We start from the raw sequence: 17,203 nt of genomic DNA, 5'->3' as shown, positions 1-17,203 counted from the left end.
TACGTTAAGAAAAAAGAGAATCATCAATCGGTGAGAAAAAAATAGGCATTTTACACGATTTTCGAGTACATTGGATGGGCTCCTGCCATATACTATCGTATCTACGGTAGGAAGGAGCTTATGCCGATGGTTGAGTTTGCATCGTTATTACTCCTCGCCTTTGCGGTTAGTATGGATAGCTTCGGCGTAGGACTGACATACGGATTAAGAAGGATGAAAATGCCTTTTATGTCACTGCTGTTCATTGCCGGCTGCTCTGCGCTGTCAATTCTTTTAGCAATGGTGATCGGAAGTGTTTTATTACAATTTATCTCACCGTCTCAAGCCGAGGCATTAGGTGGAATCATTCTAATTGGGATCGGGGGCTGGGCGATCTATCAAATTTATCGTCCTGCAAAATCTGATGAGAAGCAAACTAAAAAAGAAAAAGAAACGCTCATCAATTTAGAATTAGAAAAATTAGGTATTGTTATTAAAGTGCTGAGAAAACCAATGGTTGCTGACCTTGATAATTCTGGAACGATTACTGGAAGAGAAGCCTTTTTACTAGGAGTGGCTTTATCATTAGACGCTTTTGGAGCAGGAATTGGGGCTGCACTGATTGGCTTTTCACCATGGATAATGGCTATTAGCGTCGGTATCATGTGTGGAATGTTTGTCACATTAGGAATGAAGAGCGGCTGGTTGTTTTCAGAAACAAGGTGGATTAAACATTTTTCTTTTATACCAGGTCTTTTACTCATTATCCTCGGTGTTTGGAGGCTTTGACCTTTCAATACGATCAGCACGAGTAACGAGCGAAAGGATGTGTTGGTCATGATTATCGGCTTAACAGGTGGTATTGCGACTGGAAAATCGACAGTCGCCAAGATGATGCGGGAGAAGGGACTCCCGATTATTGATGCTGACCTAATCTCTCGTCAAGTTGTTGAACCAGGAGAGAAGGCATATAAAGAGATCGTTAAAACCTTTAGTAAATCAATATTAAATGAGAACCTTACAATTGACCGAAAAAAATTAGGTGCGATGATCTTTAATGATAAATCTAAGAGGGAGCGATTAAATAATATCGTTCATCCAGCTGTAAGAGAAGAAATGAAGCAGAAAGCAAAACGTTATTTGGAAAGTGGCAATGAAACAGTTGTAATGGATATACCGTTATTAGTTGAAAGTAAATTACATCACATGGTAGATCGGGTTTTACTCGTTTATATTCCTGAGGAATTACAGTTGGAGCGGCTGCTGAAACGCGATAACGCTGGGAAAGAAGATGCATTAAACCGCATTCAATCTCAAATTCCGATCGAAGAGAAAAAAACAGAGGCAGATGAGATTATTTACAATGACGGTACGTTACAAAATACGAAAGAACAACTAGAACGAATATTAACAAAATGGAACGTAAACGTAACATAAACTTAGAAAGCCGGCCAAAGTTGGTCGGTTTTTTCATGGACTTTTATTTATCGTGGAGTACAGAAGGGTTAAACGTCTGGCCCATATTGTTTAACAATATCTAAACAAATTCGAAAAAAATGTTTAGAAAAAAACACTCCTTTTGCATATTATATGTTATACTATATTACAGATTTTTGATAAAAAGTATGGCATAAATAGATGGAAGGGGTATCTCATATGACAAAAGTTGCGATTAATGGTTTTGGCAGAATCGGTCGAATGGTTTTTAGGAAAGCGATTACAGATCCTAATCTGGATGTAAAAGCAATTAATGCTAGCTATCCTGCCGAAACATTAGCTCATTTAATAAAATATGATACCGTTCACGGTCCTTTTTTTGGGGATGTTGAAGCAAAAGAAGACCACTTATTGGTCAATGGAAAAAAAGTTCATCTACTTTCATCGAGGGACCCTCGCGAATTACCTTGGGGAGAGATGAACATTGATATTATTGTAGAAGCAACTGGGAAATTTAAATCAAAAGAGACTGCATCATTACATTTAGAGGCGGGAGCGAAGAAAGTCATTATTACAGCACCAGGTAAAGATGAGGATGTCACAATTGTTGTCGGTGTAAATGATCATGAATATGAACCAAATCATCACCACATTCTCTCTAACGCTTCATGTACAACGAATTGCCTTGCTCCAGTAGCCAAAGTACTGGATGAACAATTTGGCATTGAGTCTGGAATGATGACAACAGTACATTCTTATACGAATGACCAAAAAAACATTGACAATCCACATAAAGATTTGCGAAGGGCGCGTGCTTGCGGACAATCGATTATTCCAACTACAACAGGCGCAGCAAAAGCACTTTCCAAAGTTCTTCCACAATTAAAAGGAAAAATGAACGGAATGGCATTACGGGTTCCAACACCAAATGTATCTTTAGTTGACCTCGTTGTAGATGTGAAAAGAGATGTAACAATGGAGGAAGTCAACGAAAAGTTACAAGCTGCTGCTAAAAATGAGTTATACGGTATACTTGATTATACGGAAGAACCACTCGTTTCAACAGATTTTAATGGAAATGAAAATTCCTCAATTATTGATGGTCTGTCAACGATGGTCATGAATGATCGCCAAGTAAAGGTGTTAGCTTGGTATGATAATGAATGGGGATATTCTTGCAGAGTTGTTAATTTAGTTCAACTCGTTGCCCATCACTTAAGACAAGAGTCACAAGTAAGTGCTTCATAATTGACTGGTAAATGGCACGAAACATATCATCCGAATTGCTATTTTATTCGGATGATATGTATTTTAGAGTTACCAATACTTTTTCGAAACTCCACAGAATAGCGGGAGCTTACCGTGTGTACGATAAGAATATCGGAAGTTGCATGCAACAAAGTAATTTTCGAAAAAAAGATTGCAAATCCATAACAAACGAAGTATACTATTTTCCGTGAACTTCACTAAAAGCAATCGGGAGATCCATTACGTAAAGAGTTTGTTCAAAAAAGGTGGACTACAAGAAGTTCTTCGGTAAAACGACGCAACAATGTAAATCCGAGGTTTTCTTGTGAAAATAACTACAGGAGCTTGTCCTGACATTGAACATTATGGATGAGAAGGTATTGAGGTGACAAAACGTTACACGACCTAGAAAGACATAATGATTCAACTGTTATTTATCCGGAACTTTTGGACATCCTTGTAAAGGGTTAGGACCTCTTTGGACTAACTTTCCCCCAGTAATGTATGTCCTCCATGCTTAAAGAAGGCATGAAATTTTGTTAATTAAAGGGGGATTTCTTATGGAAACCATGGGACGTCACGTGATTGCAGAACTATGGGATTGCAATATCGAAAAATTAAATAACATGGAATACATTGAGAAATTATTTGTAAACGCAGCATTAGAAGCAGGTGCAGAAGTTCGAGAGGTGGCTTTTCATAAGTTTGCTCCTCATGGTGTGAGTGGAGTTGTCATCATTAGTGAATCACACTTGACGATTCACAGTTTCCCTGAACACGGGTATGCAAGTATTGATGTGTATACTTGCGGCGACCGTATTGACCCGAACGTAGCTTCTAATTATATTGCTCAAGCATTGGACGCAAAAACGACAGAAGTGGTAGAAGTTCCTAGAGGACTTGGTCCAATTAAAGTCGGAGAAAGTAAAGCGTTCAAAACTTACCAACGTTAACAACAAGGAGGTGTTTTCCACCTCCTTTTTCTAATGGCATTAGTGAACCACAATACATCTCACGGATATAGGGTTCGTTATTTGATAAAAAAGTAGGAAAAAGCCGACCATAATTGCATAATAGAGGAACGTATGTCCATGCAACTATACATATAAGCTTTTTGATAGGAATAACAGATTCAGTGTCCGTCAAAGTCTTATTGAAGTTCGACCGAGAAAAAGTGGTCACAGGGCGAACGCTTCAAAACCCCGCTAAACGAGAGGACATTCAATGATCGTGATGATATTAAATATATCAGTGTAACATAACAGAAAAAATAATCATATGAATTTGGACATTTAAGATTGAATATCCCGCAATTTCTTGCTATTCTTAATAGTGGTAAGGTGGGATGTGAAGTGGGGATAAAACAAACTTTTAAACGTGTTTTTAGTACAAATACTGAAACATCAGAAAAGCACTACGATGAACATTTACGAACACACTATTATAAATCAACAAAAGACAAAGTTTTAAAAGAAGTTGAAACAATGTTTAACCAGCGAAATGGATTTACCGTCTCTTCTGTTTCTCAAGAACATGGAGAGGTAATTGTCCGAATTGAAAAGGGAAAGAAAGCATTGATCGTTGGTACGGTTATTATGGTGAAACCTTTTCGAACAGCGGTAGACTTTTCTGTTTCTACAGATACTTTTTTATTTACGGACTTTGGCTACAGCCGTAAAATCGCTCAAAGTTTATACAAAGATTTAAATAGCCGGTTGACCTTCGTAGGTACAGGCCTTGGAGAAAAATTAACTGACTCCTTTTAGTTCGTGATAAAACAGACAAGAATAACATCCTCTTTTAAAAACGCACAAAGTGGAGATGATCATTCATGAAATGTCCAAGCTGTCAGCATAATGGGACAAGGGTACTTGACTCACGCCCGAGTGACGAAGGCAAGTCTATTCGAAGACGTCGAGAGTGTGAGGAGTGCGGTTACCGTTATACGACCTTTGAAAGAGTTGAAAAAACGCCTTTAATTGTCGTAAAAAAAGATGGGAACCGAGAAGAATTCAGTCGTGAAAAAATGCTGCGCGGACTCATAAGAGCATGTGAAAAGCGGCCAGTTCCGTTAGAAAAGCTTGAAACAATTGTTGAAGAAGTGGAAAAAGACATTCGAAACCAGGGAGTATCTGAAGTAGATAGTCATTTAGTAGGCGAAATGGTGATGGAGCACCTAGCGAAACTTGATGACGTGGCTTACGTTCGGTTTGCTTCCGTTTACAGGCAGTTTAAAGATATTAACGTCTTCGTCGATGAACTAAAAGAGCTTTTGGATCGTGAAAACGGTAAAAACAATGAATAAAATGACTAATTAAATGGAGCGAAAAGGCTCCATTTTTCCGTATTTTATCCATCTGTCAAAGTGAGTACGAAAGAAACTAAGATTTTTTATGAGAAAGTATAGGTGACAAAAGGTGCATTGGAAAGAAATTCTCCCTTCAGATCGTTATATTGGTTGTATGAAAGAGCAGCTACATGAAACAGACCGCGATGTCCTTACTTTATTGTATCAACCATTAATTGGTTCGACTGCTTACAGTCTTTATATGACACTAGCGAGTGAAATTAATCGCAATCAAGGTAAAATGATTGAACGGACTCATAAAACGTTGATGATTTTTTCTGGTAAATCACTTGATATTATATTTGAAGAGCGCAAAAAGCTTGAAGCAATAGGATTGCTGAACGTTTATCGGAAAAAAATTGAAGATGAAATCATTTATTATTATGAACTTCAATCCCCGCTTTCTCCAAATTCATTTTTTCATGATGACATGTTAAGTGTCTTTTTATATAATCGAATGGGTAGTAAAGAACAATATATCCAAGTAAGAAATTATTTTAAAATAGATACAATTGACAGTGATGACCTAGAAGTGATGACGAGATCATTCGATCAAGTATTTACATCTGTTCACCCGTCAGAAATGAATAGCGCACATCCGGAAATGACCGAGGCGTTAGTTCATAAAGATACATTGGAAGGTCGTGGAAAAGAAAGTAAATATGAAATTGGTGATCATCAATTTAATTACACGGAATTCGTTGCAAACATGCCGCCATTTGTATCAAAGTCTGAACTTCAAAAAGAGGAAAATGTTTTTTTTATTAGGCAGATGGCCTTCCTCTATAAATTTAATCCTCATGAAATGTCAAAGGTTGTTCAAGATGCGATGCTGCATGCTGATGAATTGGATCAAGAAGAATTGAGAAAACAAGCGAAAAGACGATATCGTATGAATGAAAAAGATCAGCCGCCGAAGCTTGGGATGAGAACACAGCCTGAACATTTGCGAAAAAAAATGACGACACCAAAATCAGCGAAAGAAAAACAAATTCAATATTTTGAGACGATATCACCAATGGAATATCTTGAAGAATTGAGTGGCGGTGCAAAGGTGTATGAAGGTGAACTAGACATGGTTGAACGTCTCATGTTTGAATACAAATTGGAGCCAGGTGTTGTCAATGTTTTGCTCGAATACATTACGTTAGTAAATGACAAAAAAATCTCGAAGGCACTAGCTTTTACAATTGCCGGTCACTGGAGTCGCAAGAAAATCCAAACTGTCGAGCAAGCAATGGATTTAGCAAAACAGGAACACCAGAAAAGAGCGGATTTTAAACAGAATCAATCTTCTGCTAAGCCACAGTCAAAAAAATCTTATTCAAATGCTGTCAGAACGGAGCCACTCCCAAAGTGGATGACAGATGAAAATTGGAATAAAGAAAAAGAATCACCTGATAAATTGCTAGAGGCAAAAAAGAAAGCGGCAGAGTATAAAGAAAAATTAAAAAAGAAGAAGCAGCGAGAGGAGGGTTAATAGATGGATTCGATTGGTCATTCTCTAAAAAAAATGGCGGACACCAGTTTTGAAAAAAGGTTTTCGAAGATGAAAGCGGAAATTTTACAGAATAAACGTGTTCAATCATTTTTGCAGGTAAATAGTACAATGACGAATGAACAAGTTGAACGGGGAATGAATGAATTGTTTCAGTATAAATCGCAATGGGACAATTGTGATGAATGTCCGGGTTTAGATCAATGTCCCAATTTAATTCAAGGGCATCAGCCTGAATTGAACATCTATCATTCCGATCTGCAAATAACGTATAATGCTTGTCCATTAAAGAGAAAAGATGATGAAAGAAAACGACATTCATCGTTTATTAAAAGTTTATACATTCCTAAAGAAATTACGCAAGTTAGCTTTGATGATTTTCATGAGGATAACACTTCCCGTACGATGGCATTTGCAAAGGCAATGGAGTTTAGTGTCAACGTACAGCCAGGAGAAGAGGGGAAAGGGTTGTATATTCATGGCCCTTTTGGTGTAGGAAAAACTTTTCTAATAGGAGCCATTGCAAACGAATTGGCAGAACGTTCGATTGAAACGATGATTGTTTATGCTCCTGATTTTTTTCGTGAATTGAAAAATGGAATCAATGATGGTTCCTATCAAAAAAAGTTAGATGTTGTGAAAAATGCGAAGGTTCTTATCCTTGATGATATTGGCGCTGAGACGATGTCAAATTGGATTCGTGACGATATTTTAGGTGCAATGCTACAGTATCGAATGATGGAAAAACTGCCTACTCTCTACACATCTAATTTTGATCTTGAAGGCCTCGAAGAGCATTTGACGTATACGCAAAGAGGCGGAGTAGAAAAGATGGATAAATTAAAGGCAAAACGAATACTAGAGCGTATCCGCCACCTTAACGAAGTCATTGAGATGAAAGGTGATAATAAACGCGGCTAAATAAGATCCTGTTTCATTTATTGGAACAGGATTTTTTTCTTTCTTTTTTGGACGTGTTTTATTTTTTGCAATGTGTAACTACGAAATGGAGAGTAACTACGACGAAACGGAGAGTAAGAGATTGGGGTTATCGCAAATTCGGAAGACATTTTTTCAGCAAAATATCGTTGTTCTATGTTACGATAGTAAAAGAACAACGCAAAAGGCAGATAGACAAGGCAATTTTCATCGTTTGCAAGCGGATACTCCAGTATCCATCAATGATATGTATTTGTCCGCCACTACAAGATAAAAGGTTCACAAAGTTTTAATCAGGATGGGGGAGAAACGAATGAGTATTGATCATATTCTTGATCGTGCACGTAATGGAGAACGTATCTCTGTTGAAGACGCTGTGAAATTATACGAAAGTGATGAAGTTGAAAAGATGGGTGAGGTAGCAAATGAAATTATGCAAAAATGGCATCCAGATCCAATCACAACTTTCGTAATTGGAAGAAATGTTAACTATACAAATTTCTGCGATACATATTGTCGCTTTTGTGCATTTTACCGTCCGCCTGGGCATGAGGAAGGTTATGTGTTAGATGACAACCATATTTTTGAAAAGATTCAAGAAACGGTTGATGTTGACGGGACGGAGATTCTTATGCAGGGAGGAACGAATCCTGACTTACCGTTCAGCTATTATACGAACTTATTAAAAGAAATTAAAAAGCGATTTAATATAACGATGCACTCATTTTCACCAGCTGAGATTTATAAAATGGTTGAAGTTTCAGGACTTTCTTTAGAAGAAGTGTTAACACAGCTTCACGAAGCAGGTCTTGATTCAGTGCCTGGTGGAGGAGCAGAGATTCTTGATAACCGAACTCGTAAACGCATCAGCCGGTTAAAAGGAACATGGGAAGAATGGATCGACTGCATGAAGACGGTGAAAAAAGTAGGGATGCACGGAACCGCAACAATGGTTATCGGATTTGGCGAGACGTCTGAAGAGCGTGCTCTACATTTAAAACGTATTCGTGACGCTCAGGATGAAACAGAATGCTTTTTAGCATTTATTTCGTGGACTTTCCAGCCTGATAACACGAATATGAAAGCGGAAAAAGTGACACCGAGAGAGTATTTGAAAAACGTTGCAATTTCGCGTATTTTCTTAGATAACATTGCAAACTTCCAGTCGTCATGGGTAACGATGGGGGCTGAAACAGGTAAAAAATCTCTTTCTTACGGCTGTAACGACTTCGGAAGTACAATGATGGAAGAGAACGTTGTTTCTGTTGCAGGTGCAACTCATAAAGTAAATACAAACTTAATTCTACGCCTAATCCGTGAAGCAGGAAAAATTCCTGCGCAGCGTGATACGAAGTATAATACATTGCGTGTATTTGAAGGCGATTCTTCAGTAGAAAAAGACTTTATCATGCAAAACTAAAATGAATGCTTAAAACAATAGAGGATTTTTCTCTATTAGAACAGGAAAAACGAGGCTTCTCATTCAACTGAGTAGTCTCGTTTTCATTTTCAATAAGAGCAAAATTGTCACTGACCAGGTCCGTGACAATTTTGTGAACAAGCAGGGGAGACTTTTCTTTGATTCGATTCATAATTGGACAGCACCACCATATACATGTATTAGATGTTTGCAAAGAGTTGAATAACATAGATTAAGACATACATGATGACTCTCAACTCGATTTGCACGATTGGGAGGGGCTGCTGTTGTTAACGATTCAATTTAAAGATATTCAGTTATGTGAAGCCTTCTACGATCAACTATGCCTTTCACTACATACAACTGTTGGTGACAAGGAGTTTGCATTCATAGAAGATAAGGGGGATCATTCTTTATTAACGATAAAGCTGTCTACCTTAAAGCAAGGAGGGGCGAATTTTAGTCAAGTAGCTTCAGTGTTAACGAATGTAACGATTAAAGAACACCTCCCCCTTTGGCTAGCAGACTGGGTGAAGGAAGGCTTTTATTATGAAGACCCTTATGAAGTAGAAGCGATTGTTGATTATGCAAAACAACTATTTTTGAAGGAAAATGAACATGTACCTTTAAATCTTTCATTTAGAAAGTGGCAGCATGACATTTTCGAGCTGTTTTACCAGTTTATTCATCAGTCAATGCTGTTTTCCTTTGACTCGTTTCTTCGGTTTCGTTTGCGCAAAAAGAAGGAGGAACTTGTTGAAGTAGTTGAAAAAGCAATAGATGAATATAAACTTGAACATGAATACCAGCTAATGATTGCAGCATGCAGAGATTATTTACGTGATCATCCGCCTCGTATTCATACGATCCATTTATTACTTGATAAAACGATTGATATGTATGATCATCTTGGGAAAAAAATTAGTGAAAATCAATTAAGAAAATGGTGTTCTAACGACCTTTCTTTTGAGGCACCGTTACCTTTTTCACAATGGATCATCAGTCCAGTCGTCAGTATTGCACCTAAGAAACTCATTATTTATCCAAACTATGAGCACGATGGCATTATTCAAACGTTATTAACAATTTTTGAAGAAAGAGTGGAAATTCGTTCGGATAAAAGAGCATCTATATATTGAAAATATGAGAGGATTATGAATGAGTTTACTTGGAGGGACATAACCGTAATCTTTTACGAAATCACGAAGCATTTACACAGATTTACGAAAAAGGAGACTGGGACAAAATTGTCTCAAATTAAGTAAAAAACGGTGTCAATTATCGCTTTTCGATAGTTGGCACCGTTTTGTTGACCTAAAATAGGTTGATGAGACTGTCGGGCGGTGTACTTTCTCAAGTTCACCGCCATCAGGGCAAATCCTATTTCGTTTTTAACCTGTTCTTTGCCCCTCACCGACATTCGGGTGAAATGCAAATTAGTCTTCAGAAATCCGAAGACAGGCTCTACATCAATCTTACGCTTTCCGTAGATTTCGCCTGTTTCCGCTTCCGAAAGCACTTCCCGAGTAAAGGCTTTTTTGGCTCTCCCACTTTTCATTGTAATGAACCTTCCGATTTTTCAGGATGGACCCGAAAGCGATTGATCGTACGGTAACTTGGTTCATAACCCTGAGCCAGCCACATCATGCGAACGCTGTCTTTTAAAAGCCCATCGATTTTTCTTCCTGAGAAAGTAGATTGTGTGTAAGCGCAAAGGATCAGCTTCATCATCATTCTTGGGTGGTAGGCTGGACAGCCGGTTGAACGCAGGAAGGCACTGAATGCTTCATCAGGTATGGCTTCCACGAGATCGTTGACGGCAAAAGCAACGTCATTTTCCTGAAGTTTATAGGATAGGTCCATCGGCAGAACGACTTGATTCATGTTATAATCTTTAACATAAGGATACCTCCGATTCTGTTATGTTGTGGTGATTTAACTTTATCAGAAGGTATCCTTTTTGTGTACATATTCGTTGATTGTTCAAAAATCACGAGACGCCTGCGGGAAAAGCAAGAGCTTTCTCTTGTGCGACGAGTAACCGCAGGAGCAGAAGATCCGACGGGACGTTTTACCCCGGCTAGCTGAAGCCTTGCCCGCGGCAAAGAAGACACTACGAATGCAAACGAAGTGCAGCACGAGTAGATGTCGCACTTGTGCTCTGGAGTGCAAGCGAGTGTACTTTTGAACAATCAACCATAATGCTGCATACAAGAAAAGGATCTCACCGATGGTGAGGGCCCTTCTATTTAGCTGGGTTTTGTCCCAGCCTCTTCTTACCTACAGTCAAGTGATTTTTTCTTTTTTGTTTATGTTAGATGGAATTAATTTTGAGTGGGAGGGGTACCCCTCCCACTCAAAATTAATTTACGCATACCAAATAGACCTGACGAGTTACATTTTTTCGAAAGGCCATGTATGGTATAGTATAAATAACTATTTACGAACAGTTTTATGCTGCTTCGTAATTATAGGTGATGTTGTGTGTAATTAGATGAAATGCCACTTTCAAAAACTTATTCACACACGCAATTGACGCAACTTTGTGGGGTTTTCCTTGAGGTTGCGTTTTTAATTTGTCGTAGTACTCTACAATATGATTGTTAGTCTTCTTACGAAGTTTAATCATTGTCTGAATCATAAAGTACAAGATTTTTCGTAGCTTGTTATTTCCTCGTTTATTTATTTTATCTTTATAAAATGTATGGCCAGATTGATAACGCATGATATCAATCCCAACATATGCATTCAATTGTTTGTGGCTTTGAAAGCGTCGTAGATCCCCAAATTCTCCAATTAATCTTACAGCTGTAGCTTCACCAATCCCTGGAAATGAAAGTAAAACCTGATACTCGATACGTTCTTTGGAAAGGTCAACCATCTGTTTTATAAGTTGTTCTTTTTTCTCTTTTAAATCTGTAATACGTTTGGCATAATCACGTATTTGTTCACATCTAATATCTTCTTTCGAAATTGCTGGATAAGAGTCTATTGCTGCGTTAAGTAGCTCTAGAGCCTTTGCTTCGGCACGTGTAAGGGATATATTCTTTTTTGTATTTGCTTTTATTCGGTTTCGTATCACGGTTTTTGAACATGCCAATACTTCCTCTGGGTGTGGGTAAAGCTGAACGATATTTAAAAAGAGTGCAGAACGTTTGGAAAGGAGATGCTCTAATTCAGGGAAACTTAGCTGTAAAATAGCATGCATACGGCTATATAGGTTTGTTACTTCACTAGCTAATTCATCATAATAACGTGTTAGTGCACGCATTTGTTTAAAATAGTTGTCTTCCTGGTACGTCGTTGAACGTTCTATTCGAAAGTGGGATTTAGCGAGCTCATGAGCATCACTTTTATCCGTCTTATGACGGCGCATCGAAGCCGTTTGTAGATTCGCTTCTAACGGACTAACTCTATGATAGGTGTAGCCTTCTGTTTGAAAGAAGTATTCTAATGGTCTTGAGTAAACTCCTGATGCTTCAAATACAATTTCAGGTGCTTGACCATCCAGTTTAGTCATTTCACAAATCTTATCATTTAAGGCTTTAAAGGACGATTTATTATGATAAATTTCGCCTTCAAATTCACATTTCTTATAGTGGTTATAGATAACCATTGTACTTTTCCCCATACTAACATCGAACGCCAGTACATGTTTCATATCCATTTCTCCTTCTCTTGCCAATCATAGAAGCCCTCACATTGCCTTATCGATTCCACTTTCTTTTACTCGATCTCTATGGACCCAACATACTAAACTGATTCAAATAAGGGTGTGAAGTTGGCCGGTTTAAAATACGGACTCTTAAATGGTCCTAGAGGCTGGTCGGCCTTACTTCACTTCTACTATAAAAAAATAGTAGCACAAACCCTGGCCTGGGTCTGTACTACTAATGTTAGTATGTTTTTGTACTTAACTCTTCCTGTAAAGTATAACTTCGCTAGTATTCTTACAATTTTTTAAAAGATGGAATCCGACATAGTTATGGGTCTCTTCACAAACGCAATAACGTTCGCAAAAATGCTCCAATTTTTTCGTTTGAACAGACAAATTTGCAGCTATATTGCTTCACAAGTACCCAAAAAACGTAAAATGAAAAATAGGATCGTGCTGGAGCATGGAAAATAACAAACTATCTTGTTATTTTTACTATATCGTTATATAATAAAACAGTGTTATAAATTATAACACTGTTTTATTTCGTGGGTCGTTTATACTTTCCGGTGATGATTTTTCAGCGACGGTGTTATCTAACCGAAACGGTGGTTATCAATTCTCATAAGTAGGTGATTCAGTTGAATACAAGGTTTGAACGTGAACAAATTCGATTGCGGGAGGAGGTTTTAAACGCAGCGCTCAATATCGCTGCTTCAGACGGGTGGTCAGCCGTTAGTGTTCGTGGAATCGCTGATCGTATAGAGTATAGCACGACTAAAGTGTATGAACTTTTCAAGAACAAAAATGAGATTGTTCTCGAGCTCTTGCGGAGAGGGTTCTCATTATTAACCGAACAACTTGAGCAAGTGAGAGAGGCAAACATACCTCCCGTAGAAAAAGCAACTTCTCTGGCGGTTACGTATTGTCGGTTTGCATGGGAGCACGACGTATATTATCGCATTATGTACGGAATGGATGGTGTTCCTTTCGGCGTTGCTGAAACGTGGCAAGAAGGCATGCATATCGGCAAAATCTGCAGTGCAATCTTGAAGGAGTATCTTCCGGATTATCGTGATACAGAAATAGAGGAAGCTGTACATGCATGTTGGGGGACTTTACACGGTTTAGCTAGTTTGTATTTATCAGGTCGCATGTATACAGAACGAGAACAAGTAGAGAGGTTGGCTGTTCAATCAGTCATGGCCATTGTTCATAAATAACTGGAGGGATTATCATGCTAGCTAAAGTACAGTCCGATGAAATTGGAGTACAGGGGTGGGGGGGTCGATCGTTTACATATTGGTTAAGTCTACTTTTTTCTATCGGTTTAATCGCACTTGGTGTCAATGGTTTAGTTCAACCGGAGGCAGCTTCGAGGGCATTTGGTCTGGGCATTGTCGCTTCGCAAGACAGTGGAATGGTCATGGCCAAAGCGTTGCGTGATCTCGTTCTAGGCTTAACCATCGGGCTTTTTGTATGGTTGAAAATGAAAAAGACGTTAATGCTCCTTGCCTGTGTCTCAGCTGTTATCCCTATCGGAGATGGCATTCTAGTTCTGACACAGTACGGTGGAGAGACACAAGACAGTTGGCAACATTTCATTACCGCCTTTCTCGTATTGATGGCGGCCTTTCTATTATGGTATGAACGGAAGCGAGCTTAGGTATTTTTAGAAAAAGGAAGGTCTGCTGAAACATTGTTTATGGATTTATTTAGGTGCCTACTTGATTTTCTGAAAACAGGTTATTATAATACTATCCATAGACATAACTATTCAAATGTATTTGAAAGATCTTATTTTAAAAATGAACGTGATGACGAGGACATGAGTCAGATCAACCGGCTTTCCAGAGAGGGAAACAATTGCTGTGAGTTTCCTAGTACGTGATACGGCTTACCACCTCAGAGCATCAGTACGGAACAAGAGATTCTTTATTATGTACTGACGGTCTCCCCGTTACGGAGCAAATGAAGCCAACATAATTTTGATTCATGTTGTTGGAAATTAGGGTGGAACCACGTGTGACACACTCGTCCCTTATTTTTAGGGACGGGTGTTTTTGTTTAAAGATAAGAATTTATAAAATATCAATCTCTCGATTGATGTCTAGACTTCAGGCGCCATCGGCTCGAGGTCGCTTCGCCCCGCCACTTGAAGTCTAAGTTCGGACTTCTTCCTGTCGGGACTCCAGCGCTTTTTGCCGATAGGCGGGCGCCTTGCGCTTTTCTTAATTTCTAGAGATAAATGGTTTGATCGACCGACTGGAAAAGTATAAAACAGAGCAACGTCCCAACTACATTTAAAAAAGGAGTGGATTTACGATGTCAGAAGTAGCTGAGCAAATTGTCATGACGTTCCCTGATGGGGCAAAAAAGGAGTTTGAAAAGGGGACCACAACAGAAGAGATTGCTGCTTCCATCTCTCCTGGGCTAAGAAAAAACTCACTTGCTGGAAAAGTAGATGGAGAATTAGTAGATCTTCGTACACCAATCGAAGAAAGTGGAAAGATTGAAATTGTCACATACGATTCTGAAGAAGGGCTCGAAATTCTTCGTCATAGTACTGCTCACTTAATGGCACAGGCAATCAAACGTCTTTATGATAATGTAAAGCTCGGGGTGGGTCCTGTCATAGATGGTGGCTTTTATTACGATATTGATATGGAGCATGCGTTAACGCCTGAAGACCTTCCGAAAATCGAGAAAGAAATGAAACGAATTGTCGATGAAAACCATGAAATCAAACGAATAGAAGTTTCTCGAGAAGAAGCTGTGAGACGTTATGAAGAAATAGGTGATGAGTTAAAACTCGAGCTGCTTGAAGATATTCCGGAAGGAGATACAATCAGCATTTATGAGCAAGGGGAATTCTTTGACCTTTGTCGTGGTGTTCATATCCCGTCAACGAGTAAAATTAAGAAGTTTCAGCTCATGCAAATTAATGGAGCATATTGGCGTGGAGACAGCAAAAATAAAATGCTGCAACGTATTTATGGAACAGCTTTCCCGAAACAATCTCAGCTTGAAGAGCACTTGCGTTTATTAGAAGAGGCAAAAGAACGTGATCATCGCAAGTTAGGGAAAGAATTAGACATCTTTACTGTCAATCAAAAAGTCGGGCAAGGGCTTCCATTATGGCTGCCAAAAGGAGCGACAATCCGCCGCACAATTGAACGCTATATCGTTGACATTGAAGAACGACTAGGATACGACCATGTGTATACTCCGGTTTTAGGAAGCGTGGAGCTTTACAAGACGTCAGGCCATTGGGACCACTATAATGAGGACATGTTCCCAACAATGGAAATGGACAACGAAGATTTAGTGTTACGTCCAATGAATTGTCCGCATCATATGATGATTTACAAAAATCAGCTGCACAGCTATCGTAATTTGCCTGTTCGAATTGCTGAACTCGGTATGATGCACCGCCATGAAATGTCTGGTGCATTAGCCGGGCTTCAAAGGGTTCGTGCAATGACGTTAAATGATGCCCATATTTTCTGCCGACCAGATCAAATGAAAGATGAATTTATTCGTGTCGTCGAGTTAATTGAGGCAGTGTATAAAGATTTCGGAATTGAAGACTATTATTTCCGTTTATCATACCGCGATCCTGAAGATAAAGAGAAATATGTTGACAACGATGAAATGTGGGAAAAAGCACAAGCACTTCTAAAAGAAGCGATGGATGACATGAAGGTGGAGTACGTTGAAGCAGAAGGTGAAGCCGCGTTTTATGGTCCTAAGCTGGACGTTCAAGTCAAGACTGCACTTGGAAAAGATGAAACGTTATCAACTGTACAGCTAGACTTCCATTTGCCAAATCGTTTCGACTTAACTTACGTTGGGGAAGATGGGAAAGAGCATCGTCCAGTTGTTATCCACCGTGGGGTCGTATCAACGATGGAACGCTTCGTCGCTTTTCTTATTGAAGAGTATAAAGGCGCGTTTCCAACATGGCTGGCTCCGGTTCAAGTTCAAGCGATTGCTGTCAGTGATGTGCATATGGACTACGTTCGAAAAGTAGAAGATGAACTGAGACAGGCAGGAGTACGTGTACATGTCGACACAAGAGATGAAAAACTCGGATATAAAATTCGTGAGGCACAAATGAAGAAAATCCCATACATTCTCGTCTTAGGAGATAAAGAAATTGAGGCAAATAGTGTCAATGTTCGACGTTATGGACAAAAAGAAACAGAAGTAGTCTCATTGGAAGACTTTAAACGGAGTATTATTGAAGAAAACGACAAAAAAACAAAATAATTGCAAGTCAGATGCAGCCGAAGTACAGCTTCGCGCTGCATCTTTCGTGCGCCCAGCATGGGTGTAATCTATAGGGTGAAAGTCCCGAACCACGAAGGCAGAAGTAGTGGTTAGCCAAACGCAAGGGTGTCCATGGTGACGTGGAATCTGAAGGAAGCGAGCGGCAGACCTCCGGTCTGAGGAACACGAACTTCATATGAGGCTAGGTATCACTGGATGAGTTTGCTAAACAAAACAAAGTCCGTTCTGCCGAAGGTGGTACAGAGTAAATGAAGCAGATAGGTGGAGGGAAAGATTGCACTCTTACCTGGGGAGGCCTGGCTGTAACGCCAAGCTCACTTGGTAACCTATTTAGTGATAAATAGCTGAACAGTCAGGAGTCAGCAGAGGCCATAGTACTTTGAATGA

Annotated in this window: 15 protein-coding genes, 1 pseudogene and 1 other annotated feature; of the genes and pseudogenes, 13 read left to right on the top strand and 3 right to left on the bottom strand. The window is 39.1% G+C overall.

What is annotated here, in order from left to right; translation table 11 throughout:
- Positions 1-126: 126 nt before the first annotated feature.
- The 10 genes from ytaF to CD001_RS21560 all read left to right on the top strand — a co-directional run bounded on the left by ytaF (position 127) and on the right by CD001_RS21560 (position 10,007).
- Entirely contained in the window at positions 127-768 is a 642-nt protein-coding gene (gene ytaF / locus CD001_RS21610; protein WP_096189692.1) for a sporulation membrane protein YtaF, read from the top strand.
- Positions 769-810: 42 nt separating this feature from the next.
- A complete protein-coding gene (coaE, locus tag CD001_RS21605; protein ID WP_096189691.1) occupies positions 811-1,416 on the top strand; it encodes a dephospho-CoA kinase in 606 nt (201 codons plus the stop codon).
- Positions 1,417-1,635: 219 nt separating this feature from the next.
- Entirely contained in the window at positions 1,636-2,664 is a 1,029-nt protein-coding gene (locus CD001_RS21600; protein WP_096189690.1) for a glyceraldehyde-3-phosphate dehydrogenase, read from the top strand.
- A gap of 560 nt (positions 2,665-3,224) precedes the next feature.
- Positions 3,225-3,617, top strand: a complete 393-nt coding sequence (gene speD / locus CD001_RS21595) for an adenosylmethionine decarboxylase (protein ID WP_096189689.1) — start codon at positions 3,225-3,227, stop codon at positions 3,615-3,617.
- Between the two features lie 399 nt (positions 3,618-4,016).
- Positions 4,017-4,430: a DUF1499 domain-containing protein gene (locus CD001_RS21590; RefSeq protein WP_096189688.1), complete on the top strand. Its 414-nt coding sequence runs from the start codon at positions 4,017-4,019 to the stop codon at positions 4,428-4,430.
- A gap of 65 nt (positions 4,431-4,495) precedes the next feature.
- Positions 4,496-4,969: a transcriptional regulator NrdR gene (gene nrdR / locus CD001_RS21585; protein ID WP_096189687.1), complete on the top strand. Its 474-nt coding sequence runs from the start codon at positions 4,496-4,498 to the stop codon at positions 4,967-4,969.
- Positions 4,970-5,081: 112 nt separating this feature from the next.
- Positions 5,082-6,491, top strand: a complete 1,410-nt coding sequence (locus tag CD001_RS21580; RefSeq protein WP_096189686.1) for a replication initiation and membrane attachment family protein — start codon at positions 5,082-5,084, stop codon at positions 6,489-6,491.
- A gap of 3 nt (positions 6,492-6,494) precedes the next feature.
- On the top strand, positions 6,495-7,430 hold the full coding sequence (dnaI, locus tag CD001_RS21575) for a primosomal protein DnaI (protein WP_096189685.1): 936 nt from the start codon (positions 6,495-6,497) through the stop codon (positions 7,428-7,430).
- Positions 7,431-7,761: 331 nt separating this feature from the next.
- Complete coding sequence (mqnC, locus tag CD001_RS21570; RefSeq protein ID WP_096189684.1) at positions 7,762-8,868, top strand: cyclic dehypoxanthinyl futalosine synthase; 1,107 nt, start codon at positions 7,762-7,764, stop codon at positions 8,866-8,868.
- A 287-nt stretch (positions 8,869-9,155) separates the two neighbouring features.
- The gene (locus CD001_RS21560; RefSeq protein ID WP_179298857.1) at positions 9,156-10,007 is read left to right on the top strand and encodes a putative sporulation protein YtxC; all 852 of its coding nucleotides are present in this window, start codon (positions 9,156-9,158) and stop codon (positions 10,005-10,007) included.
- A 113-nt stretch (positions 10,008-10,120) separates the two neighbouring features.
- On the opposite strand, the gene CD001_RS21555 is transcribed toward CD001_RS21560, so the two are convergent.
- The 3 genes and pseudogenes from CD001_RS21555 to CD001_RS21545 form a co-directional block, all read right to left on the bottom strand.
- Positions 10,121-10,426: a transposase gene (locus CD001_RS21555; RefSeq protein ID WP_096189681.1), complete on the bottom strand. Its 306-nt coding sequence runs from the start codon at positions 10,424-10,426 to the stop codon at positions 10,121-10,123.
- A gap of 11 nt (positions 10,427-10,437) precedes the next feature.
- Positions 10,438-10,752, bottom strand: a pseudogene (locus CD001_RS21550) (transposase); the annotation flags it as partial.
- Positions 10,753-11,320: 568 nt separating this feature from the next.
- Positions 11,321-12,529 carry an IS110 family RNA-guided transposase gene (locus tag CD001_RS21545; RefSeq protein ID WP_096186284.1) on the bottom strand — a complete coding sequence of 403 codons (1,209 nt, stop codon included), beginning with the start codon at positions 12,527-12,529 and terminating at the stop codon, positions 11,321-11,323.
- Between the two features lie 635 nt (positions 12,530-13,164).
- Between CD001_RS21545 and CD001_RS21540 the strand changes: the two genes are divergently transcribed.
- The 3 genes from CD001_RS21540 to thrS all read left to right on the top strand — a co-directional run bounded on the left by CD001_RS21540 (position 13,165) and on the right by thrS (position 16,795).
- The gene (locus CD001_RS21540; protein WP_179298856.1) at positions 13,165-13,746 is read left to right on the top strand and encodes a TetR/AcrR family transcriptional regulator; all 582 of its coding nucleotides are present in this window, start codon (positions 13,165-13,167) and stop codon (positions 13,744-13,746) included.
- A 14-nt stretch (positions 13,747-13,760) separates the two neighbouring features.
- On the top strand, positions 13,761-14,189 hold the full coding sequence (locus CD001_RS21535; RefSeq protein WP_096189679.1) for a DUF4267 domain-containing protein: 429 nt from the start codon (positions 13,761-13,763) through the stop codon (positions 14,187-14,189).
- Between the two features lie 142 nt (positions 14,190-14,331).
- Positions 14,332-14,568, top strand: a binding site (T-box leader).
- 280 nt (positions 14,569-14,848) lie between these two features.
- Positions 14,849-16,795 carry a threonine--tRNA ligase gene (thrS, locus tag CD001_RS21530; protein ID WP_096189678.1) on the top strand — a complete coding sequence of 649 codons (1,947 nt, stop codon included), beginning with the start codon at positions 14,849-14,851 and terminating at the stop codon, positions 16,793-16,795.
- The last annotated feature ends 408 nt before the right edge of the window (positions 16,796-17,203 follow it).

Source organism: Evansella halocellulosilytica (genome assembly GCF_002335745.1).
GTDB classification, from domain to species: Bacteria; Bacillota; Bacilli; order Bacillales; family Salisediminibacteriaceae; genus Bacillus_CA; species Bacillus_CA halocellulosilytica.
The sequence above is the reverse complement of the archived record's forward strand: the minus strand, read 5'-3'. Positions and strand labels throughout refer to the sequence as shown.